The following is a 22,049-nucleotide window of genomic DNA, read 5'->3' as shown; positions in this document are numbered from 1 at the left end:
AAGGTCGGGGCTAATTTTTACCTTGCGGCGCAATGGCCTGCCGGGCGCTCGTCTGGCTTCGACCTTCGATTTTTCACCCCATTTCCTCATTCCTTATGAGCATTATCACCGAAATCCACGCTCGTCAGATCTTTGATTCCCGCGGCAACCCAACAGTTGAGGTGGATGTGACCACCGAGAATGGCACCGTAGGCCGTGCTGCTGTACCCTCTGGCGCCTCAACTGGCAAACACGAAGCCGTAGAGCTGCGCGACGACGACAAGTCGAAGTACATGGGTAAGGGCGTGCTGAAAGCAGTGGAAAACGTGAACAGTAAGATTGCCGAAGAGCTGATCGGCTTTTCGGTGTTCGAGCAGGGCCTGCTCGACAAGATTATGCTGGAGCTGGACGGCACTCCCAACAAAGCCAACTTGGGAGCTAATGCTATCCTGGGTGCTTCGCTGGCCATTGCCCGCGCCGCTGCTGCTGAAGCAGGCATGCCGCTGTATCGCTACGTAGGGGGCGTAAACGCCACCACGCTGCCCGTACCAATGATGAACATCCTGAACGGCGGCTCGCACGCCGACAACAGCATCGACTTCCAGGAGTTTATGATTATGCCGGTTGGCGCCCCTTCCTTCTCAGAGGCGCTACGCTGGGGTACGGAGATTTTTCATCACCTCAAAAACGTGCTCAAAAAGCAAGGTTTGAGCACTAACGTAGGCGATGAAGGCGGATTCGCGCCCAATATCAAGTCGAACGAAGATGCCATTAAGGTGGTGTTGCAAGCCATTGAAACGGCGGGTTACAAACCCGGCGACGACGTGATGATTGCCATGGACGCGGCCGCCTCGGAGTTCTACGAGGATGGACACTACCATTTCAAGAAGAGCACCGGCGACAAGCTGACCTCCGCGGAGATGGTAGCCTACTGGACCGACTGGACCAAGAAGTACCCCATCATCAGCATTGAAGATGGCATGGACGAGGACGACTGGGCGGGCTGGAAAAACCTGACCAACAGCATCGGCTCGACTACGCAGCTGGTGGGCGACGACCTGTTCGTGACCAACGTAAACCGTCTGCAGCGCGGTATTGATGAGCAAATTGCCAACGCCATCCTCATCAAAGTAAACCAGATTGGTACTCTGACCGAAACGATTGATGCCATTAACCTAGGCCGCCGCCATGGGTACAAGAGCATTATGTCGCACCGCTCGGGCGAGACGGAGGATAACACTATTTCCGACCTGGCCGTGGCCCTGAACACCGGTCAGATCAAGACGGGCTCGGCTTCGCGCTCCGACCGGATGGCCAAGTACAACCAGTTGCTCCGCATTGAGGAGGAATTGGGCGAAACGGCATACTTCCCCGGCAAGAAAATGTAATTGCTGCCTGACAGATAGTATTTTAGAAAGCCGCCGGATGCCTTTGCATTCGGCGGCTTTCTTCTATATTTGGGCTGGCTATATCAGCTGCTGGTTGCCAATTGCGGTTTTCCTGGTTGGAAGCACAAGCGAGTAAATCTGGGGTGCGGCCAGCTTTTGCCGGGTCTGCGTCCGTGGCAACGCTACCTTATGCATCTGTTACCTTGTTTTTATCCTAATCTGTAGTGTTTCCGGCACGCCCGCGCGGCGTGAACATATGAGGCTTCAGTTACAAATCCTGGGGAAGGCCCCGCACCTGCCAGTTACTTAATCATCCTTGCCTGCCGGTTTCATTCCTTAGGATGAGCCCGAGCAGGCTTTTGTTTTTTCATTTCCTCACTCTATGCAACAACTCTATTCTTTTTTCCGACAACGCCTGCGTTGCCGGCCCGGTGCTCTGCTTACCCTGATACTGCTGTGGTGGACCCAGGCAGCAGCAGCTCAGACCTACATAATGCCAGCTAACGGCGCCGCTACGTTTACTACGTGTAGCGGCACGCTGTACGACGACGGGGGAGCCAACGGCGCATACTCGGCCTATGCCAATGGTACCGTGACCCTGACACCGGGCATAGCGGGAAACAAAATCCAGCTGAGCTTTTCCTACCTCTCGCTGGAAACCAGCTACGACCGGCTCACGATTTACGACGGGCCTACCACGGCCTCGCCCGTTATCGGGACCTATGATTACAACCCTGGCACCGTGTATGCTACTTCCAGCAACGGCTCCCTAACCGTGCGCTTCACCAGCGACGGTTCCGGGCAGTACAGCGGATTTGCCGCCGACGTATCCTGCGTGACCAGCGTTCCGCAGGCTGACTTGGCAGTTCAATCGGCGTCGGTGCAGCCTTTGGCGGCGGTAGCGGGAGGGAATTTGCAGCTCAGCTGCGCGGTGTATAACCTAGCCGCAGCAGTGGCTTCCAGCAGCACGGTAGGCTATTATCTTTCCACCAACGCTACGCTGGACGCCGCCGACTTGCTGCTGACCAGCTCTCCGGGCGGACAACTGGGAGCCAGCCAGAGTGGGTACCGGGCAGCGTCGGCGACCTTGCCCAGCACTACCGCTCCCGGCACCTACTACGTGCTGTTCGTGGCCGATTACCAGAATACAGTGTCGGAAACCAACGAGGCCAACAACCTGGCCGCCGTGTCGCTGAACATCCTGCCGCCCTCAATTGACCTGCTAATTCAGCAGCCTTCCGTGGGCACTACCACCACTACGCCCAGCAGCGTGTTGCGGCTTTCCTGCTCTATCCGCAACCAGGGAAACTCTACGGCCCTTAACAGCAGCGTTGGGTTCTATCTGTCCAGCAATAGCACCCTGGATGCCTCTGACCAGCTGCTGACTTCGGCCTTCGGGGGGCAGCTGACCGCTGGGTACTCCGACTACCGTAGTATATCCACTAATCTGCCTGCCAATACGAACCCGGGCAACTACTACATCTTGTTTGTTGCCGATTACCAGAGTATTGTCGCGGAAAGCAACGAAACTAACAACGTGACGGCCGTGGCCCTGTCGGTGGTACCTCCGAGCCTGGACCTGACCGTTTCGCAAGCTCAGCTAAGCCAGACCACTGCCCTGGCCGGCTCTTTTATCAACTATAGCTCGTACGTATATAACCAGGGCAATACGGCTGCGCCGGTTTCGGGTCAGGGCGTATATCTGTCGACGGATGCAACGTTCAGCGCCAACGATGTGCAGCTCACAACCAACCAGATTCCCAGCCTGAACGAAGCTCAGAGCTACTACACCTACGGCTCTTTTACCCTGCCTAGTCCGCTAACCTCGGGCACCTACTACGTGCTGTTTGTGGCCGATTACCAGAATACAGTGTCGGAAACCAACGAGGCCAACAACGTGCGCGCCGTTGCCTTGCAGGTGGTGTTGCCTACCATCGACCTAAGTATTCAGCAGCCTTACCTGAACGTGAGCAGCGCCGCCACGGGTAACACCTTTACGGCTAGCAGCTATATCTCCAACACCGGAAATGCACCGGCAGCCTCGTCTACGGTGGGCTACTACCTATCTACCAACACCGTACTGGATGCCAGTGACGTACTGCTGGGCAATTCGCCCGGCGGCAACTTGAGCGGTACTACTTCCGGCAGCCGCTATGCTTCCCTGACGGTGCCCAATGGTACGGCCGTGGGAACTTACTACGTGCTGTTCGCGGCCGACTACCTGGATCAGGTGTCGGAAACCAATGAAACCAATAATGTGGCCTCGGTTCAGTTGCGGGTAGTGCAGGCCGGCGTCGATTTGGTAGTAAGCCAAAACTCCTTGTCGCGCCTCGTCGCGGCGCCTAACTCCTCTCTCTCCGCCTACTCCAATATTACCAACCAGGGTACAACGGCCGCGGCTAGCAGCAGCGTAGGCTTTTACCTCTCGACGGATGCCACCCTGAGCACGAATGATGTGCTGCTGGGCTCCTCCATTGGAGGATATCTGTCGGCCAATGACTACGGCAACCGCTCTGCCCTGATTACTGTTCCGTCGGCTACCACCGCTGGTACCTACTACGTGCTGTTCGTGGCTGACCACCAAAACGCAGTGGCGGAAACCAACGAAACCAACAACGTAGCGGCCACTACCCTGACGGTAACGGCACCTTTCAACGGCATTCTGGTCCCACAATCAGGAAGCAATACCGTTACTACCTGCAGCGGTACCGTGTACGACAACGGCGGCACTGGCAACTACGCCGACTACTCCAACGGGACGCTGACCATCAACCCTGGGACCGTAGGCGGGCGCGTGCAGCTGGCATTTAGCTACCTCAACGTAGAAACCTGCTGCGACCGGCTTATTATCTACGATGGACCGAACACCAGTTCCCCGGTTCTGGGCTACTACAATAGCTACCCCGGTACGGTTATCGCCTCTAACACTGCTATCAACCCTACCGGCGCTCTGACCCTGTCTTTCTACAGCGACGGTAGCTATACTACGGATGGCTTCGAGGCCGCCATTTCGTGCGTGGGCGGCACTACCGGGCCGGTTGACTTGGTACCCTCGCAGCCGAGCGCAACGCCAACTGCTGCTACCGCGGGTGGTACGGTGGTGCTGAGCACTCTAGTAAGTAACACGGGTACCGGCACCGCGGGCAGCAGCGCAGTGGGATACTACCTGTCTACGGACAACGCGTTCAGCTCCAATGACGTGTCGCTGGGGTCTACGGGCGGGGTAGCTATCAGTGGGGGCCAGAGTGCCACCCGCGGCCTGTCGGCTACTATACCCGCTAACACCGCGGTTGGGCAGTACTACGTCCTGCACGTAGTAGACCCGCAAAACGCGGTAGCGGAAACCAACGAAACCAACAACGTAACCAGCTCTGTGCTGAGCATAGGGTCTCCGCGGCCCGACTTAACAATTCTGCAGCCGGCTCTGCAAGCCAGTAGCATTGTGGCGGGTAACAATCTGGGTGTCAGCTGTCTGTTGGCCAATCAGGGCTCGGCTGCGGCCGCTGCCAGCACCACCGGCTACTACCTCTCTTCCGATAATGTTCTGAGCAGCAACGACCTGTTGCTGGGTACGGCGGCCGCAGGCACTATGGCGGCCGGTAGCGCTACGCCGTCGTTGGCGCTGGTGCTGATTCCGGGCACTGTACCGGCGGGCAACTATCAGGTGCTCTTCGTGGCCGACCACGCCGCCGCTGTTACCGAGGCTGTGGAAACCAACAATGTTGCCTCCGTGGCGCTGAGTGTAACCGTAGTGCAAGGCAACCGCGACGAGCAACTGCAGGGCTTCACCTTGCAGGTGTATCCTAACCCGGTTGGCGCCGAGGCACAGTTGCGGGTGAAGCTCACGGGTGCGCCGAATGGCAAAACCGCTCAGGCCACGTTGGTAAATTCCGTCGGCCAGGAAGTAGCCCGGCGCGACGTGACTCTGTCCGGCTCCCTGGCACCAGTAACTTTCGATACCCGCTCGCTGAGCCGGGGCGTGTACTTGCTACGCATTAGCGGGGCCGGCCTGCACGCTACCCGCCGCGTGGTGATTGAGTAATACGGCAGCCCTGGGCTGACCTAGACCGTTAGCTAAGAACGCCCACCCGTTATCATCGGGTGGGCGTTTTGCTTAGGGACCTTCCGGTAGAGCGTAAGGGTAGGAGTTTGTTCAGTATATTTGAGGTATGCGCTTTTCTGATATTCTCGACCGGGTGCCGCGCTTTCTCCGCAGCTTTTATTTTCTGGCGGGCTTGAGCTTTTTGGTGTGGATGTTCCTCTTCGATGCCAACGACTTCATGAAACAGTACGATATGTACGCTAAGTGGCAGGAGCTACAGAACGACAAGGAGTACTACCTGCGGGAAATAGACAAAGTGAAAAAAGACCGCGCCGAGCTGCTCAGCAGCCCGGAGTTGCTGGAAAAATTTGCCCGCGAGAAGTACATCATGAAGCGCCCCGGCGAAGATGTATTCGTGTTAGTACCCCAGGCGAAAGAGGAAGAATAGGAAGGCCTGTGGCCCGGTACTTGCCTGCGAGCAACCATGAAGAAAAGTCGAGTAGGGTGGCTGCTGGGAGCTTGGGGGCTGCTGGCCGGGGTACTATGTTTTTCGGGCCGGGCCGCTACAGCCCAGGCAGCTCCCTCCCAGGTGCAGGTCGCGCGGCGGTTCCTGCTAGCCGTAGTGGGCGGCGAGTGGGAAACAGCTTATGGGTGGTTGGCGCCCGAGGTGCGCCAGCACCTATCCAAACAGCAGTTTCAGGTTGCTTTGCAGCCCTTTCAGGCCCAGGCTGGGCGCTACGGCAAGGCTATCAGCTTGTACAAGCTGGGCTACCGGCTACGCGGCTCCGAAACACCCGAGCCGTTCGTGGGCTTTTCCTTCCGGGCCGACACGCTGGGGCCCCGTCCGCGCTTCCAGCTTGATGTTACCTTCCGCGACTCTACGGCCCGGCAAGTGCAGGGCTTCGGGCTCATTCCCTTGTCTGGTCCCGTCAAGTAGCCGATGATAAGTAGCCGATAAGTAGCCTGAGCGCCTACCACAGGAAGAGCAGGGTCCTAGCGGTAGCCCCTATTTAACCGGGCAACGAGATTTTGCCCATGCTCACGGCCGGGACCCGCTGCCGGCCGGCCCCAATGCTTACGGGCTGGCCGGCTACGGCCTCGTTGGCTAGCACGGCAAACAAAATGGCTTCTTTGGCGTCGGGAAGCATGCCCAGGGCAGCCGTGGTGGCGAAGTGGCAGCCCGGCAACTGCCGCTGCAAGGCCGCCTGTAGCACTGGGTTGTGCGCGCCGCCACCGCTGGTGTACACGGCCAGCGTAGGCCGCGGACCAAATGCCTGCGTAACCGACCGGGCTACTCCAGCGGCGCTGAACTCAGTCAGGGTAGCCAGCAGATTCTCCAGGCCGATTTCAAGCGTGGCGCTGCGCTCCTGGGCCTGTCGCACGTAAGCTGGGCTAAAAAGCTCGGGGCCAGTAGTTTTAGGCAAGGGAGCTGCGAAGAACGGGTGGGCGAGTAGCTCCTGCAACAGATTTTCCTGCACGCGCCCCGCCGCGGCTAAACGGCCATCTTCGTCGTAGGCTAGGTCTGGCCGCCAGGCCCGAATGGTAGCGTCCAGCAGGGTATTGCCGGGTCCGGTGTCAGTGCTGAAAGCTGCACTGGCGGCTTCCCCGGCGCGGGGGAGGTAAGTGAAGTTGGCAATGCCGCCCACGTTGAGCAGCAACCGCTCTTCCATCGGACTGCTCAGCAGCAGATAGTCGCCGTAAGCGGCTAGCGGGGCTCCTTCGCCGCCCGCCGCCACGTGCTTCTGCCGAAAGTCGCTGAGGGTGATAATGCCGGTGCGCACGGCTAGGTGGTCCCCGTCGCCGAGTTGCAGCGTAGCGTTCAGGGCAAACTCTGGGTGCTGGTGCTGATGCCAGGGGGCATGAAACACCGTTTGGCCGTGACTGGCGAGTAAATCAATGGCAGTCGGGGAAAGTTGCCACTGTTGCAGGCAGGCCAGTACCATAGCAGCGTGTTCTTCGGCCAGCCAAGCGTGCAGCAGCGTCAGGTACTCCAGGCTTACCTGCTCCTGGGCAAATACTTGCCGGATGCGCTGGCGTACCTGCTCCGAGTAGGGTACGGTAGTGAACTGCTCCAACTCTAGGTGCGTGCCAGCCCCGTGGCCATGCAGCCGGCACAAGGCCACATCCAACCCGTCCAGCGAAGTACCTGACATCAGGCCAATAATGCGGCGACTGGGTTGTTGAGCAAGAGAATACAGGCGAGCAAGATGCGGATTCACAGCGTTATTTTGTGCCGTTTACTACTTGTTGCTGAGGAGCAGAGAAAGGTGAAACATTTTTTGTGCTCTTTAATACTTTCCGGCAGGGTAGCGAAGTGCATTTCAGGGCTGTAAATATGCAAAAATCCCCCACTGCTTAGCAGTAGGGGATGTGGTAACAGGAACCGCTGGGAAAGTTGGGCCTTGCAAGGGTAGGTAGGGTATTCTTAGGGCTACTCTATTTTCTTACCGGCCATGGCCTGATTGATGGAAATGTTCATCACCCGCTCAGCAAAAGGTCGGGTCAGCTCTTCCAGCTCATCTACGGCTTTCAGAATGGTGTCTTTGTCCTGGGTGGTCAGGGCTGCTTTCAACTCGCCTACGCCGGTGGTGGTCTGGCTGATTTCGGCCTCGGTAAGATGCTGGCCGTTTTTCGCCACGAACCGCTCCACCTGATACAGCATTTGCTCGGCTACGGTACGGGCTTCAATCACCATGCGGGCTGCTACGTCTTCGCGGGCGTGGGTAAGCGAGTCCAGAAGCATTTGCTCCACCTGCGCGTCGGTCAGGCCGTACTGGGGCTTAATTTCAACGGCCTGCCGGGTGTTAGAGCGCAACTCAATGGCTTCCACTTTCAGAATCCCGTCGGCGTTCAGAATAAAGTTGACATCGACTTTAGGCAGACCGGCGGGCATGGCGGGAATGCCGCGCAGGTCAAATTCGGCTAGCTTGCGGTTTTCCTGCACCAAGTCCCGCTCGCCCTGATACACGGAAATCTTCAGGTTTACCTGCCCATCCACGGAGGTAGTGTACTGGCGCCCGGCCTTGGTCGGGATTTTGGAGTTACGCGGAATGATGGGGTCCATAAGCCCGCCCAGGGTTTCAATGCCCAGCGTCAGGGGCGTTACGTCCAGCAGAAGTACGTCGCGGCGGTTGCCCCCCAAAATATCGGCCTGGATGGCGGCACCCAGGGCTACTACCTCATCGGGGTTAAGTGAATTGTTGGCTGGCTGCTGAAAGAAAGCTGACACCGATTCGTACACCAGTGGCACCCGGGTAGAGCCGCCCACCAGCAACACCGCATTTAGGTCGGCGGGCGTCAGCTTGGCATCGGCCAGGGCCTGGCGGCAGGAAGCAATGGTCCGCTCCACCAGGGGCTGAATCAGCTCGTTGAAGGTAGCTTTGGTTAGGGGTAGGGTGGTACCGGCGAAGTCGGCGGCAAAGGACTCGTGGGTGCTGAGGTGGCGCTTGGCTTCCTCGGCCAGCAGGCGCAGCTGCTGCTGGGCGGCCGGGTTTTGAAACAGTACGGTCGCCAGCTGATATTGCCCCGTCCAGTACTCATAAATGGTCCGGTCCAGGTCGTCGCCACCCAGGTAGGTGTCGCCGTTGGTGCTGAGTACCTCAAAAATACCCTGCTGAATCCGCAGAATGCTCACGTCGAAGGTGCCGCCACCCAAATCGTACACGGCCACCGTCTTTTCCTCGTCGGGCGAGAGGCCAATTCCATAGGCCAGGGCCGCAGCAGTGGGCTCGTTTACAATGCGCAGCACCTCCAGGCCGGCCAGACGGCCGGCGTCGCGGGTGGCCTGGCGCTGGGAGTCGTTGAAGTAGGCCGGTACCGTAATAACGGCCTTGTTCACGGGCGTTTTCAGGGCGTGCTCGGCGCGTATACGCAATTCCTTCAGAATCTCGGCCGATAGCTCAATGGGCGAGTAGAACTTCTCGCCCACCCGGATTTTCACCAGACCTTCGGAGTTGTCGTCAATTACTTTGTAGCCCAGGTCCTGGGCGTGCTGGCCCAAATCCTGGTACGACTTGCCCAGCAGGCGCTTCACCGAGTAAATAGTGTTCTGCGGGTCAGTGAGCAGGTAGTCCTTGGCATCCGTCCCAACAATAGGGGCCTCGCCCCCGCCGGGAAAGTGCACTACGGAGGGCACAATGGTGCCGCGTCCCTGGTCGTTGATGGCGACGGGCCGGCGGCCGTCGGGGTGGATGTAAGCTACCAGCGAGTTGGTGGTGCCCAGGTCAATACCGACGATAATTTCTTCCTGCTGAATACTTCCAGTGGAAAGGTTGATTGCAACTTTGGCCATACGCGAGAAGGCGCGCCGCAGCGCGCCGAGAAGTTCGAAAACGTGGGGTGCGACCTATGTAACCGGCTCGCGCCCGGAAAGGCACAAAAGTACGGAACAAAAATGCGGAAAGCAGGAGCCGGCCGGTAGCGCCCGGAGCCGGACCCAGTTACCGCCGAACATAGCGGCTGCCAGTAGCTGCCCCAGGAGACTGCATGGCCTGGGCGGTGGCTGGCAGCGGCATTTTGAGCTGGCTGAATTGTCATTCCGAGGGGAGTGAGGAAACTAGAGCAGGCTTCGGATGGCTCCCCTATAGTTTTTACTCCCCATCGGCATGATAACTACCTGCCTGCCACTTTGCAGCCAGGGCTAGTTCAAGAGCAGCTTGGATCTGGCGGCAGAAATGCGGATTTTTCGGCAGCTATTCAGGTGCTACTCTATGAAGCTGTTCTCCTCTGCCGCCCGTCTGCCACGCCGGGGCTGGTTATCCGGCATGCTACTTACTGCGCTTAGCGCAGGGCTAGCAGGCTGCCAGTCATCCGTAGGGGAGGTAGCGACAGTGCGCTACCCCGTGGCAACGGACTTGTCCTCTACAGAGCTGACCGTAAACAAGCAAGCCGACGTGCTGGACTCCTTGCGCCCGACGCCGGTAGCAGCCGTGGCGGGGGTATCGGATGGCGTGCGCCAGCGGGTGCGGGACCTGCACCGGCAGTTAGGGCCAGCGGCGGCTGATTTGCGCCTGGAAGTGCTGGAGCGGGCGTGCGTGGGGTACCTGGCCCTGCGCCAAGCGGGCCGCGTCAGCCAGCCCGGCATTCTGGCCGTGGCCGATATGGACTTACCTTCCTCCACGCCGCGCCTGTGGGTGCTGGACTTACGCGCCGGGCAGGTGTTACACCACAGCCGGGTAGCGCACGGGCGCGGATCGGGGCACCTACGGGCGCAGCGCTTTTCCAACGTGCTGAAATCGGCCTGCACTGCCGGGGGATTTTACCGGACCCAGGATACGTACCAGGGCAAGCACGGCCTCTCGCGCCGGCTCCGGGGCCTCGATGCAGGCCTGAACGATAATGCGCTCCGCCGCTACGTAGTGCTCCATGCCGCTGACTATGTTAGTTCGCAGTACGTAGCGCGCCACGGGCAGGCTGGCTACAGCCGGGGCTGCCCGGCCCTGCCGCCTGAGCAGTATCGCGCTATCATTCGCACCCTAAGCGAAGGAAGCTGCCTCTACCTCAGCGGCCCTACTGTAGAGTCAGCATGGTGCAATGCCAGGGCGGCGGCGCAGCAGCTGACCTCTCATGGCTGGAACTAGCCAAGCGCACCAGTACTACGCCCCGCAACAAGGGTATACCCCTACTGGTAAGGTGGTTGGAGCATTTAAGTGAAGAATAGGGTATTTCTTATTCGCATAGCTGCCAGAAGCAGCTTGCACTAGTGCAAAAACCGGGTATGAATATACGTAAATATCTTATAAATAGGAAGTTATAATCGTGCTTATGCAATGGTTATATTAATTATTATAATAATTAAATAAATAAAATTATCGTGTTTAGCCGGGGTATACTTCTACTTCAACGGGTGATTTCTATAGTTCACCTAAAAGTATGATATGTAGTAAAGCCGACGGGCGGATGTATGCGTAGATTTGAAAGCCAAAACGGGAACCTATTCCCAATTTAGGCAAAACATGCACAGCACGTCTGCTTGGAATTAGCCATTATTATTCGAGTAATGGGTAATAATAATCTGATATAAAGACTAATACGATAGGCGGAATACGCGGATGCTATGTGATGCACGAAAAGGAAGATACAGCAGCTTTCTTCCCAGTATGAAACAACGCAATGGGCAACCCGGTGCTTTTTAGGACTACCGTCATGCACTGACGGCCACCAGGGAAGACATACGGGCGTTTTCGCTCTACCCTATACTATTTGCTTCCCCACCACCCGGTAGGGCTTCTACCCACGGAACACACCTTACCCAGGAACTACAAGCTAGAATAGCCTGCTGCTACTTCAAGCTAGTTCTGTTACCACTTTTCAATGAGCAAACTCTCTACTCTTTTATGCGCGCTACTGGCTTTCCTGCTGGGCAGCTGCGCCTACGATAAGGCGGATGAAATTGCAGGCCCCAAAGTGCCCTGCACTACCCCGGAGGTAGTGTCCTATACGCTTTCCATTTCGCCTCTGCTGGACCGCAACTGCCGCAGCTGCCATAACGCCGTTCTAGTCACGGGTAGCGTCAATCTGCAGGATTTCTCCGTGATTCAGAAGTACATCCGGTCAGGGGAGTTAATGGGAAACGTCAAGCATTTGCCGGGCTTCAACCCGATGCCGCAGGGCGGCAACAAGCTGTCGGATTGTGATATTGAGCTGTTGCAGAAATGGGTAGATGCGGGCGCTCCTAACAACTAAGCCGGATGCGACGTCTACTTCATACGCTCCGCCTGCCTGTGTGCAGCCTGTTGCTTTTCTTCGGCGGCAGCATTAGCACGGGGCAGGCCCAGGGCAAGTACATGACCCAGAAAGGAACCGTGAGCTTTTTCTCCAGCAGCATCCTCGAAGATATTGAGGCGCACACGGAGCAGGCCGCCGCCCTGGTTGATTTGCAAACCCAGCAGATAGCATTCAGCATTCCTATCAAGTCGTTTCAGTTCAAGCGCACCCTCATGCAGGAGCACTTCAACGAAAACTACATGGAGTCGGACCGCTTCCCGAAGTCTACCTTCAAAGGGAAGGTGCTGGATTTGGATGCCGATGCGCTGGCCAAGGGCCAGTCCCAGCGGGTGTCCGTGGAGGGCGACCTGACCATTCACGGCGTAACCAAGCATATGACTGTGACCGGAGCCCTGGAGCAGCAAAAGGGCGTGCTGATGGTGAATGCCTATTTCAGCGTGGCGCCAGCCGATTACGGCATTGAAATTCCGCTCCTCGTGCGTGAAAACATTGCCAAGATTGTGGGGGTCAAAGTAGTACTCTCCTGTGATGCTGTTTCTCAGCTTACCGCTAAATAAGTTCTTGTTAGGCGCAGTTAATGGGTGAGGCTCCCGTGAGCTGCTAGTACCGATTTTGCTTTTTTCTATGAAATCAACCTTTACGCATAACCGGGGCCGTTGGGCCTCTTTCCTGCTGCTACTGCTCACTACCTGGGCCGGACCGGCCTGGGCCCAGGACGACCTGTTGGGGCAACTGGAAAGCCAGAAGCCTGCTACCGCCACGCCCGAGCCTGTGGCGGCTACCTTCAAGAGCACGCGTCTCATCAACGGGCACACGGTGGAAACCCCGGGCCAGGGCACCCTGGTCTTTCTAATTTCGCACCGCTTCGGCACGCTCAATAGCGGGGCCTATAACTTCTTTGGCCTCGATCAGGCCGAAATCCGCCTGGGCCTGGAATACGCCCTCACCGATAAGCTGGAGGTAGGCATCGGGCGCAGTTCCATTGAGAAAACCCTGGACGGCTTTGTGAAGTACCGCGCTATCCGCCAGACAACGGGCAGCCGGGTAATGCCGGTGAGCGTGACCTTGTTCGGCAGCGCGGCCATGAACATGCTCCGCGACGACCGGAGCTGGTATACGGTGCCACGCCGCCTGACCTACTCCTACCAGGCTCTAATTGCGCGCAAGTTTTCGCCCAACCTTTCGCTACAGCTGATGCCCACGCTGGTGCACCGCAACCTGGTCACCGACAATACGCAGGCCAACGACGTGTACGCCCTGGGGATAGGGGGCCGGCAGAAGCTGACCAAGCGCACGTCCATTAACGCGGAGTACTACTATCTGGTACCACGCACCATGCCCACTGGGGTGCGCAATTCGCTGGCACTGGGCTTCGATATTGAAACGGGCGGGCACATTTTCCAGCTGCACGTGACCAATTCCCAGGGCATGATTGAGAACCACTTTGTGGCCAACACCCGCGGCAACTTCTTCAACGGCGACATCTACTTCGGCTTCAACGTGAACCGGAATTTCACCATCCGACCGAAAGAAGGCTTCCGCAAGTAGCCCGCCTCCTCTTCACTTACCGTTTCCCCACCTCTTTTCGGTTATGAACCTAAAAACTACTGCCCTCTTCCTGCTCCTGGCCGGCTCCTGCGCTACCATAGCCTGTAAGAAAGACGACGACACGACCACTGCCCCGGCCACGGATGTGGTGCAGCTTGCGGCCAGCCTGGATGGCAAGCAGGAGGTAGGGCCCAACAGCTCCACAGCTTCGGGCACGATGACCGGCAGCTATAACAAGGCTACCCGGGTGTTAAGCTACACGGTTACGTACCAGGGTATTACGCCTACCATGGGGCATATTCACCGGGGCGCCGCTGGCACCAACGGCGACCCGTTTGTGGCGTTTCCCAACGTGGCTTCCCCTATTACCGGCAGCTCCACACTTTCGGAGGCTGATGCGGCGCTGCTGCTGGGCGGCCAGACCTACGTGAACCTGCACACGACGGCCTACCCGGGCGGCGAAATTCGGGGGAAAGTGTCGGTTAAATAGCCGGCTGGCTCATTACTAATAAGTACTTCACGCAAGTAGCTCACAACGTGACCCGTAGACGCTGGCTATACTTTGGCTTTTTGGTGGTAGTGGTGTTGGGATGGGCGAGTTGGGAAGACCCCAGCTTACACAATTACGCGCGGCCTGTGCGCTTCCTGCAGGTGCAGGTAGAAGGCCTGGCAGTGCCGGCCGAAGCAGCCACAGTGCAGCGGCAACTGGCCGCTGTGCCAGGCGTGGCCGCCTGCGTTATTAACAGCCGCACGCAGGTAGCTACGGTGCTATTCCACGAGGAGGACATTGCGGAAGCCGACATTGAGCGGGTGCTGTCTGTGGGCGGTACTTTCCGCATAACCCGGCCGCAGCTAGCGCCCGCCGCGTCCACGGGCCGGCAGTGCCCGGTGCCGGCCAGCTACCTCGAAACCCTAGACCGAATTCGGTTTGCTCTGAATCTGCGGCGCCTGTTCATTTCGGTATAAGCTACTACTCCCCTAATAGCCGGAAGCCCACTGCTTGCCGGCTATTGCCTTTTGTATTTCATCCACCTTTTTACTTTTTGTATGTTTCTACCTCGACTCCAGTTTCCGACGGTTCTGCTGCTGGCGGGCACCTTATGTTTCACCACGGCCTGCGGCTCCAAGGAAGCGGACCCCGCGCCTACCCTGTATGAGCGCATGGGTGGCCTGAAGGGCGTGGAAGGATTCGTGGACGTGCTGATGGCGAACGTAGCAGCTGAAACGGAAGTGAAGAACTCCCAGATGCTGCGCACGCACACCCCCCTGCTCACCGACCCCGACAAGCCGGCCCGGTTGGCCCGCCTGCGCAACAACTTCATCAACCAGATGGGCGAAGCCACGGGCGGCCCGCTGAAGTACACGGGCATGACCATGCTGGCCGCCCACAAAGGCATGATGATTACGGAAACGGAATGGGCCGTGTGGCGCCAAGCCGCCGACGCCTCCATGGCCGCCAACAACCTGGGGGCCAAAGAAAAGGCGGAGCTGGCCACTATCCTCGACGAAATGAAAGCGGCCACCGTAGGCCACTAACCTAGTTTTCCTTCTTAACCTGCATAAAAAACCCCGCCGATTTTCGGCGGGGCTTTTTGTTGACCTTTCGGAAGCTGTTCCGGCTTACTTGAGTACTACCTTCCGGCTCAGGCCGAGCTCTGGTACATGCAGCTGATACACGCCGGTCGGCAAGCTGCGGCGTACCGTGAGGCGCTGCTCCGTAGAGCCAGGATACAGCCGCACCGACTGCTCGTGCACTACGCGGCCTACCATATCCACGAGGCGCAGGGTAGCCGCCACGTCCTTCGGCGACTGTAGCACCACGTCGATGCGGTCGGCGCTGGTGGGGTTGGGGTACACGGCCAGGTCGGCGCTGGTTACTTCGGCTTGCGTGGCAGCCGTAATGGTGCTTTCGCGCAGGGCGGTGGTGGTCAGTACGGCCGGGGCAGTGTAAGTCGCCTTAACGAAGGCTCGCTGGCCCGGATTGGTAGCTACTGCATTTTTCGCGCGCAGCGTTATCCAGCCGGTAGCGGTGGGGGTGTAAGTGCCCGTGAGGGTGCCAGTGCCGGTTTTGCTGCTCAGCACCGTGCCGCTACCGTTTACCAGTTCTACCGCCAGGCTACGGGTAGCATCGGTGGGGAAGAGGGTGTAGGTTATGCCTTGGCCCGATGCCACGTAAATGCGGCCAGCTGTGCGGTAGGCCGTGGAGGAAGCCGGTAGCTGCCCGCCTTGCTTCAGCGAGGAAGCGTGCGAATCGCCTAGGTCATCGGCCAGTTCCCACTCCTGAGTAGTAGGCATGGCCGCGCGGGAATAATTGGTGTTGATGCCCGTAGGCGCCCACACCGAGTAGCCGCGACGGCCGCCGCTGGCGGTGCCGTTGCAGGGCGGGGTGTTGATGGTTACCGTCTGGGAACTGCTCACCGTTACAGTAGCTGTACCGTTGGCTCCGGAGTAGTCCTTCAGCACCGTGCCGGGAGCAAAATCGCACGACACCGTATTGTTCTGCCAGGCCGAGTAGTTGTCGTTGATGCCGATGATGGCCTTGGTGCTACGCTCAATCACAAGGTGGTCGGCGGCCTGGTAGCGGACTTTGTAGGCTCCGTCCTTGAAACGCAGGTTCTGGTGACACCAGATCAGGTTTTCAATATCGGAGCGCAGCGGCAGATCGGTGGTGCTGGTGGGCTGGTGCGAGAAACGCTTGCCGGTGTTGCCCAGGTTAAACAAGTCTTCGAAGAAGATCTGGGGCGAGCCATCGACGGCCAGCGCTGCCGCATACGCCGCCGAAAGGCGCGGGTCGAACGGGTCAATGTGCGGCGCCAGCTCTGAGCCAGTGTTCCAGCCGGTGTAGTTGCCCGCAGCATCGGTTTGGGGGCGGAACGTATCGTGGTTGTTCACGAAAGGCACGGTACGGTGCACGTACTGGCCGTTGATGTTCACTACCCGCGCGCCCTGCTGATAACTCGGCAACGAACCCAAATCGAAGTTGCCGCCTCCACTAATAATGTTATAGAGGCCACTGCGCAAGGAGAAGTCGAAGGTGCCGGCGCGGTTTTGCACGTTGGCCACCCAGCCGTCCATCTGGCCCGAAGAGCCTACCCATTCGCCCACGGCAAACATAGTAGCTCCGCCCGAGGCCCAGCCCGCATTGCTCTGCAGGTTATACAGGAAATCTTCGGAGGCAGCATCGGCGAAGTGCTTCACGGCGTCCATGCGCACGCCATCAAAACCTTCCTGCTTTTTGTACCACACCAGCCAGTTGCGCACGCCAGTACGCATGTAGTCGGCGCTTTGTGTGGGGTTGAAGGTAGCGTTGGAGCTTTGGCCGTAAGAACCGCTGTAGTAGCTTACATCGGGCCCGAAGTACACGGCGTTCCAGTCGCCGGAAGTAGAGTTGTTGCCGGGGTTGGGATTGAAGTTCTGCCAGTTTTTAGGGAAACGGCCATTGCGGGCCAGGTAGTTGGCGGCGTCCTCGGTGGTAGCGGGCTTGCTGTAGCTCACGTACCGGAAGTTCTTGTACTTGCTGGTGGAGTAGTCTTCCCAGGCGGCGGGGTCCTGGCCGCCGGCCCCGGTCTGGGAGCCAGCCCCGTCGTTGTGGTTCAGCACGATGTCCTGTACCACCTCAATGCCGTTGGCGTGCAGCACGGCCACAGCCCGCAGCAGCTCATCTTTGGTACCCAGGCGGGTAGCCAGAAAGCCTTTCTGGTACTTGTCGCCGAGGTCGTAGTTGTCGAAGGGCGAATAGCCGTTGCCTTGGTTGCCGTTCTTGATGCTGGGTGGCAGCCACACGGCATCAATGCCCATAGCTTTCAGGCGGGGCGCCAGCAAGGCAATGTAGTTGGCCCAGCCGTTGGGGTAATTGGTGTTCCAATAGTCCCACCAGTAGCCTTGCAGAACTACTTTTTGGGCTTTGGCAGGTTGTCCGCCCAGGGCCAGCAGGGCGGCTGCGGCCAGGGTGAGCGTACGCATCCAGGAGGTACACGTGTGCATGTGAGAAAGTGGGAATTGATTGGTGGGAAAAAGACACGGCGCGGGGTGCGCCGATAAGAGCGGATTTGGGGCCTCTAATGTGGAAAATAGGGTAGTACAATGCCGGTGGTGTATTGCTGAATTTCGATGTTTTTTTGCCGTTTTTGGCCGGATGGGAATCTATCAGCCTGCATAAGCATTATAGAGTAGGGTACAGATTTTAGAGGCTGATTGCGCATCTGGAATGAGCTAAGCCTCGTAAAACCTGTGGTGCCTGTTTCGTGCTGAAACAAGCGCATTACTGAAACTAGAAATCAATCTGTGTCGATGGAAACTCAGAGTGTAGTTCGTCGCCAGCGCCTGAAGCTGCGGACCCGCCGGATGGTTCGCCGTGTGCTGCCGTTTGTGGCCTCCCTATTCCTGGCTACCCCATTGGCATCGCCCGTAACGAAATCGAAGGCCGCTACCACGGGCTCCGAGCTGCGCCTGCCCGTCGCGGCGGTTACTCCGGCAGCCCTCTTCGATCAGCGCCTGCAGGACTTGTACCGTGAGTTGGCGCTGGAGCAGCAAGGCCTGCGCTTCGAGGTATTTCAGAAGGCTATGACCGGCTACCTCAACCTGGAAAGCGAAGGCAAGCTCAGTGACAAGCAATTACTGACGATTGTAGACTTCGGCTTGCCTTCCACGCAGAAGCGCCTGTGGGTGCTGGACCTGGCTACTAAGCAAGTCAAGTTTCATACGCTGGTTGCCCACGGTCACAACTCGGGCGAAAACATGGCGACTACCTTCTCTAATGAGAATGAGTCGAACATGAGCAGCCTCGGCTTCTATGTAACCCAAGGGGAGTACCAGGGCAAGCACGGCCGTTCTCTCAAGCTCAAGGGCTTGGATGAAGGCTACAATACCAATGCTCTCTCGCGCTCCGTGGTCATGCATGGCGCCGACTACGTAAGTGAAGATTTTATCCGGCAGTATGGCCGCTTAGGCCGCAGCCTTGGTTGTCCGGCTTTGCCTATGGCCGAGAAGGATGCCATCATTGAAGCCGTAGAAGGCCAGACCTGCTTGTTCCTCAACGGCCCCGATGAGCGATATTCTTCCAAGTATCTGAATCAGGACGTAGCAGTCAGCAAGCTGCTCAGCGAAACGCAGATGATTTAATTCTGCACTTGTCTTATTAGAAAAGCCCGTTTGAATCATTCAGACGGGCTTTTTTATTGCCGATGGGGTAGGGGAATTACAGCTTCACGCCAAATTTTGCGCCCACGCTTTCTAGGTCCTTGATGACCGGCTCCAGCAGCGGAATACCGTCGAGCAGGCGGGTAGCAGCGGTTTCGCGCTCCGGGTCGCCGGGGATAAGAACGCGCTGACCCTCCGTAGCGCGGGCGTTGCGGAAAGTAGTAATCCAGTTGTCCATGTGGGCCTTGAACTCGGCGGCGGGGCGGAAGGCATCGACGCGCATAGCCCCGAAGAAGTGCCCCAACCCTTGGCCCACCGGGTTTTCGGAGGGCTGCAGAAAGGCTACGAAAGGCGGCACCCAAGGCCCATAGTTCGCTCCGCTTAGTATCGCCGAGAAAATATCGACTACTGCACCTAGCCCATATCCTTTATGCGAACCTGTGGCTCCGCCGAGGGGTAGCAGGGCACCACCGTTTTTCACGGCGTTGGCATCCGTAGAGCCCACGCCGGCGGCATCCTGCGCCCAGCCTTCGGGAATGGGTAAGTTCTTGCGCTGGGCAATTTCGAGCTTCCCGTTGGCGGCGGTGGTAGTCGCCATATCCAGCACGAAATCGGGCTCGTCGGCAGCGGGTATGGCTACGGCAATGGGATTGGTACCCAGCAGGCGCTCCAAAGAGTAAGTAGGCGCTACTAGTGGCGAGGCATTCGTCATGGCCACCCCAATCATATCGTGGGGGAGGGCTTTCATGGCGTGGTAGCCCGCAATACCGAAGTGGTTGGAGTTCTTCACCGATACCCAGCCGGTACCTACCTGCCGCGCTTTCTCCAAAGCCACCTGCATGGCTTTAGGTCCCACCACTAGGCCCAGACCTCCGTCGCCGTCTACTACGGCGGTGCTGGGCGTTTCATAGGTTACGCCCACGCGCGGGGTAGCGTTGATACGGCCAGCTTCCCACAAGCGCACGTAACCAATCAGGCGGGCTACGCCGTGCGAATCAATACCGCGTAAATCAGCGGAAAGCAGGGTTTCAGTAGCCAGCGTCGCGTCTTCGTCGGAGCAGCCGATGCCTTGGAAAACGGATTCGGTAAAGGAGAAAAGCTGGGTATAAGGAAGGATGGAGGTCATGCGTGAGGGTAGGGGCAAAGCAGACGGCGCTTCGAAGTACAAGAAAGGATTCAACTTCGAAGCGCCGTCTGCTTGGGTAAGGTGGAGCTTTCGGGAAGCCCAAACTTACGCTATACCGCCCTTATTGCTGCTGCATCTGCATTTGCATCTCCTGGTAGCGCCGGTACGAGTTGATGGGTGGGGTAGGGTCTTTTACCTCGTAGGTATAGTTGGGCTCCTGGGGTAGCTCGGCCTGGATTTCAGGTTCCCCGCTTTCAATGTGTACCGACACATCGAGGCGGTGAGAGCCGGTGCCCTTGTAAGTGCCTTTTACGGGCGTGCAGTCCGGGAAATTGCGGCCAATGGCCATGCGTACGTGGCCGTCGTTTACAATGCAGTTGTTGGTGGGGTCGAGGCCCAACCAGCCGTAGAACGGAATGTAGGCTTCCACCCAGGCATGGGTAGCACCCGAGCCGCGCACACCTTCCTTCTGCGGACACACATAGCCGCTCACGTAGCGGGCCGGGATGCCAACCATCCGAATCATGGCCAGCAAGATGTGGGCAAAATCCTGACACACGCCGGCTTTCATCTGCCAGATTTCCTCGGCAGGCGTTTCGATATTGGTCACGCCCTGCTGATAATGGAAGTTGTCATACACGTATTCCGAAAGCACCAAGGCATTCTTGAGTGGCTTTTCGGAGCGGTTTACCAACTGTTCAAGGGTAGCCCTCATATCCTGTGAAGAAGAGCACTCCTCGCACAAAAAGTCGATAAATTCCGGATCATGGTGCAAGCTCTGCAGGTGCTGCCATTGCTCCTCCGCCGATTGCTCATCCATAGGGAATTGAATCGGGTGCGTAACCACATCTTTGCTCGACTCAATAACGAGGACCGTATGCGGCTGCAACACCGAGAACACGCCTACTTTATTTCCGAAGTAGTCAGTGTAGATGTTGATGGGCGTATCGGGGGTTACACTTGAGTCGTGCGAAATGGCTATATCATGATGCACAACCTCCAGCCGGTCATCCTCAATGGGATAGAGCATAATCTGGTTGACGCAGTCAATTACTTCCGATGCGTAGGTGTAACGCGTGGTATGTTTGATGTTGTAGGAAGGCATGGGGGTAGTTAGCTACGTCCGAAATAGTATTTCCCGAAAGCCACCGCTATAGCCAGCAGCTCCTGGCGGGTTTCCAGCAAAAACTCATTCAGCTGTTCCGGCTCGCTGGCCGACACCATGCTGTATTTCACTAGGTTGGTTAGGCGGCCTACCATAAATTCCAGTCGCTCGTAGCTTTCGGGAAGGCTGTCGGCCCGGAGTCGCTCGAAGTACCAGCTCAGGCGGTTCAGGCAGGAAGAAAGGGAGTGGGCAAAGTGACTGTTGTGCAGGATGAATTGCAGCACACTATCGGGGTTGAAGTTGCCGCGGTAGGTTTTCAGGTACAGCTCATGGCCGAATACGGAGTGCAACAAGTAGCGCAACTCCGGTACCTCGCGGCCATTTTGTAGGTTCTCGGAGCTGTTTACCCACCGAATGCGCAGGATATCGGCGGTTTGTAAAGCTCGCTCCAAGAGCCTGCCCATGGTGAGGTAGCCGTAGCCTTCGTCGCGGGGCATGGTGTTCTGCACGGCTCCCGTAAATACCAGCCCGTGCCGCATCAGCGCATCAATTCCCGACATGGGGTCGCCGTACCGAATTTGCTGAGCTATGTCGCCGCCCCGAATGGCGTGGTAGTAATCATTCAGGCATTGCCATACATCCCGGGTAATATGGTCTTGGGCGGCGCGGGCGTTTTCGCGGGCCTGCAGCACGTTGTTGAAGGCCGAAGCATCGTTGTTCTTATCCAGAATAAGGTGTTCCAACACCCGCGGCGTATCGCCCTCGGTAGCGGTTAGCTCCTCGGGCGTCAGGTGACCGTAGCTGTACAACACGGGCCGCCAACTGAAATCGTGGGGGCTATCCTGGGAAGCCTGGTAATAAATCCGGATAACCTGCAACATGGCTTGGGTGCGTTCCATGTAGCGGGCCAGCCAGTAAATAGTATCTGCAACGCGACTGAGCATAGTGTCAGTGAAGAATAAAGAATGAGGAATGAAGAAAGAGGCCGCGTGCGTG

Annotated in this window: 18 protein-coding genes; 12 read left to right on the top strand and 6 right to left on the bottom strand. The window is 57.9% G+C overall.

The window, feature by feature from the left end; all coding sequences use genetic code 11:
- The first annotated feature begins 95 nt into the window (after nucleotides 1-95).
- The 4 genes from eno (at nucleotide 96) to K3G63_RS12085 (ending at nucleotide 6,346) form a co-directional block, all read left to right on the top strand.
- The gene (gene eno / locus K3G63_RS12100; protein WP_220614383.1) at nucleotides 96-1,367 is read left to right on the top strand and encodes a phosphopyruvate hydratase; all 1,272 of its coding nucleotides are present in this window, start codon (nucleotides 96-98) and stop codon (nucleotides 1,365-1,367) included.
- Between the two features lie 382 nt (nucleotides 1,368-1,749).
- Nucleotides 1,750-5,409: a CARDB domain-containing protein gene (locus tag K3G63_RS12095; RefSeq protein WP_220614382.1), complete on the top strand. Its 3,660-nt coding sequence runs from the start codon at nucleotides 1,750-1,752 to the stop codon at nucleotides 5,407-5,409.
- A gap of 127 nt (nucleotides 5,410-5,536) precedes the next feature.
- On the top strand, nucleotides 5,537-5,857 hold the full coding sequence (locus K3G63_RS12090; RefSeq protein ID WP_220614381.1) for a septum formation initiator family protein: 321 nt from the start codon (nucleotides 5,537-5,539) through the stop codon (nucleotides 5,855-5,857).
- Between the two features lie 36 nt (nucleotides 5,858-5,893).
- Nucleotides 5,894-6,346, top strand: coding sequence for a hypothetical protein (locus K3G63_RS12085; RefSeq protein WP_220614380.1), 453 nt, complete (start codon nucleotides 5,894-5,896; stop codon nucleotides 6,344-6,346).
- Nucleotides 6,347-6,419: 73 nt separating this feature from the next.
- Here K3G63_RS12085 and K3G63_RS12080 read toward each other — a convergent pair whose 3' ends face one another.
- Entirely contained in the window at nucleotides 6,420-7,628 is a 1,209-nt protein-coding gene (locus K3G63_RS12080) for an anhydro-N-acetylmuramic acid kinase (protein WP_310794583.1), read from the bottom strand.
- A 212-nt stretch (nucleotides 7,629-7,840) separates the two neighbouring features.
- Nucleotides 7,841-9,700, bottom strand: a complete 1,860-nt coding sequence (gene hscA, locus K3G63_RS12075) for a Fe-S protein assembly chaperone HscA (protein ID WP_220614379.1) — start codon at nucleotides 9,698-9,700, stop codon at nucleotides 7,841-7,843.
- A 418-nt stretch (nucleotides 9,701-10,118) separates the two neighbouring features.
- Between hscA and K3G63_RS12070 the strand changes: the two genes are divergently transcribed.
- The 7 genes from K3G63_RS12070 to K3G63_RS12040 all read left to right on the top strand — a co-directional run bounded on the left by K3G63_RS12070 (nucleotide 10,119) and on the right by K3G63_RS12040 (nucleotide 15,219).
- Complete coding sequence (locus K3G63_RS12070; RefSeq protein WP_220614378.1) at nucleotides 10,119-10,988, top strand: murein L,D-transpeptidase catalytic domain family protein; 870 nt, start codon at nucleotides 10,119-10,121, stop codon at nucleotides 10,986-10,988.
- 733 nt (nucleotides 10,989-11,721) lie between these two features.
- A complete protein-coding gene (locus K3G63_RS12065) occupies nucleotides 11,722-12,093 on the top strand; it encodes a hypothetical protein (RefSeq protein ID WP_220614377.1) in 372 nt (123 codons plus the stop codon).
- Nucleotides 12,094-12,098: 5 nt separating this feature from the next.
- Nucleotides 12,099-12,692 (top strand): YceI family protein, encoded by a 594-nt coding sequence (locus K3G63_RS12060; protein ID WP_220614376.1) that lies wholly within the window; start codon nucleotides 12,099-12,101, stop codon nucleotides 12,690-12,692.
- 67 nt (nucleotides 12,693-12,759) lie between these two features.
- Nucleotides 12,760-13,683, top strand: a complete 924-nt coding sequence (locus K3G63_RS12055; protein ID WP_220614375.1) for a DUF5777 family beta-barrel protein — start codon at nucleotides 12,760-12,762, stop codon at nucleotides 13,681-13,683.
- 43 nt (nucleotides 13,684-13,726) lie between these two features.
- Nucleotides 13,727-14,173, top strand: a complete 447-nt coding sequence (locus K3G63_RS12050; RefSeq protein WP_220614374.1) for a CHRD domain-containing protein — start codon at nucleotides 13,727-13,729, stop codon at nucleotides 14,171-14,173.
- A 47-nt stretch (nucleotides 14,174-14,220) separates the two neighbouring features.
- Nucleotides 14,221-14,649 carry a heavy-metal-associated domain-containing protein gene (locus K3G63_RS12045; protein ID WP_220614373.1) on the top strand — a complete coding sequence of 143 codons (429 nt, stop codon included), beginning with the start codon at nucleotides 14,221-14,223 and terminating at the stop codon, nucleotides 14,647-14,649.
- A gap of 81 nt (nucleotides 14,650-14,730) precedes the next feature.
- Entirely contained in the window at nucleotides 14,731-15,219 is a 489-nt protein-coding gene (locus K3G63_RS12040) for a group 1 truncated hemoglobin (RefSeq protein WP_220614372.1), read from the top strand.
- Between the two features lie 84 nt (nucleotides 15,220-15,303).
- Here the strand turns inward: K3G63_RS12040 and K3G63_RS12035 are convergent, their stop codons facing one another.
- Nucleotides 15,304-17,667, bottom strand: a complete 2,364-nt coding sequence (locus K3G63_RS12035) for an alpha-amylase family glycosyl hydrolase (RefSeq protein ID WP_220614371.1) — start codon at nucleotides 17,665-17,667, stop codon at nucleotides 15,304-15,306.
- 306 nt (nucleotides 17,668-17,973) lie between these two features.
- Between K3G63_RS12035 and K3G63_RS12030 the strand changes: the two genes are divergently transcribed.
- Nucleotides 17,974-18,804, top strand: a complete 831-nt coding sequence (locus K3G63_RS12030) for a murein L,D-transpeptidase catalytic domain family protein (protein ID WP_220614370.1) — start codon at nucleotides 17,974-17,976, stop codon at nucleotides 18,802-18,804.
- A gap of 76 nt (nucleotides 18,805-18,880) precedes the next feature.
- Here the strand turns inward: K3G63_RS12030 and K3G63_RS12025 are convergent, their stop codons facing one another.
- From K3G63_RS12025 to K3G63_RS12015, 3 genes are all read right to left on the bottom strand, one after another.
- Nucleotides 18,881-19,948 carry an Ldh family oxidoreductase gene (locus K3G63_RS12025; protein WP_220614369.1) on the bottom strand — a complete coding sequence of 356 codons (1,068 nt, stop codon included), beginning with the start codon at nucleotides 19,946-19,948 and terminating at the stop codon, nucleotides 18,881-18,883.
- Nucleotides 19,949-20,069: 121 nt separating this feature from the next.
- On the bottom strand, nucleotides 20,070-21,053 hold the full coding sequence (locus tag K3G63_RS12020; protein WP_220614368.1) for a transglutaminase family protein: 984 nt from the start codon (nucleotides 21,051-21,053) through the stop codon (nucleotides 20,070-20,072).
- A gap of 8 nt (nucleotides 21,054-21,061) precedes the next feature.
- A complete protein-coding gene (locus K3G63_RS12015; RefSeq protein ID WP_220614367.1) occupies nucleotides 21,062-21,997 on the bottom strand; it encodes an alpha-E domain-containing protein in 936 nt (311 codons plus the stop codon).
- Nucleotides 21,998-22,049 lie beyond the last annotated feature (52 nt).

Origin of the sequence: Hymenobacter sp. HSC-4F20, assembly GCF_019599275.1 — a bacterium.
In the GTDB taxonomy this organism is placed as follows: Bacteria; Bacteroidota; Bacteroidia; order Cytophagales; family Hymenobacteraceae; genus Hymenobacter.
This window is presented reverse-complemented; position numbering and strand designations above follow the sequence as displayed.

Bases quoted from the DNA above. Each gene is read 5' to 3' on its own strand.
- eno (WP_220614383.1), top strand. From the start codon at position 96: ATGAGCATTATCACCGAAATCCACGCTCGTCAGATCTTTGATTCCCGC.
- K3G63_RS12095 (WP_220614382.1), top strand. From the start codon at position 1,750: ATGCAACAACTCTATTCTTTTTTCCGACAACGCCTGCGTTGCCGGCCC.
- K3G63_RS12090 (WP_220614381.1), top strand. From the start codon at position 5,537: ATGCGCTTTTCTGATATTCTCGACCGGGTGCCGCGCTTTCTCCGCAGC.
- K3G63_RS12085 (WP_220614380.1), top strand. From the start codon at position 5,894: ATGAAGAAAAGTCGAGTAGGGTGGCTGCTGGGAGCTTGGGGGCTGCTG.
- hscA (WP_220614379.1), bottom strand. From the start codon at position 9,700: ATGGCCAAAGTTGCAATCAACCTTTCCACTGGAAGTATTCAGCAGGAA.
- K3G63_RS12070 (WP_220614378.1), top strand. From the start codon at position 10,119: ATGAAGCTGTTCTCCTCTGCCGCCCGTCTGCCACGCCGGGGCTGGTTA.
- K3G63_RS12065 (WP_220614377.1), top strand. From the start codon at position 11,722: ATGAGCAAACTCTCTACTCTTTTATGCGCGCTACTGGCTTTCCTGCTG.
- K3G63_RS12060 (WP_220614376.1), top strand. From the start codon at position 12,099: ATGCGACGTCTACTTCATACGCTCCGCCTGCCTGTGTGCAGCCTGTTG.
- K3G63_RS12055 (WP_220614375.1), top strand. From the start codon at position 12,760: ATGAAATCAACCTTTACGCATAACCGGGGCCGTTGGGCCTCTTTCCTG.
- K3G63_RS12050 (WP_220614374.1), top strand. From the start codon at position 13,727: ATGAACCTAAAAACTACTGCCCTCTTCCTGCTCCTGGCCGGCTCCTGC.
- K3G63_RS12040 (WP_220614372.1), top strand. From the start codon at position 14,731: ATGTTTCTACCTCGACTCCAGTTTCCGACGGTTCTGCTGCTGGCGGGC.
- K3G63_RS12035 (WP_220614371.1), bottom strand. From the start codon at position 17,667: ATGCACACGTGTACCTCCTGGATGCGTACGCTCACCCTGGCCGCAGCC.
- K3G63_RS12030 (WP_220614370.1), top strand. From the start codon at position 17,974: ATGGAAACTCAGAGTGTAGTTCGTCGCCAGCGCCTGAAGCTGCGGACC.
- K3G63_RS12025 (WP_220614369.1), bottom strand. From the start codon at position 19,948: ATGACCTCCATCCTTCCTTATACCCAGCTTTTCTCCTTTACCGAATCC.
- K3G63_RS12020 (WP_220614368.1), bottom strand. From the start codon at position 21,053: ATGCCTTCCTACAACATCAAACATACCACGCGTTACACCTACGCATCG.
- K3G63_RS12015 (WP_220614367.1), bottom strand. From the start codon at position 21,997: ATGCTCAGTCGCGTTGCAGATACTATTTACTGGCTGGCCCGCTACATG.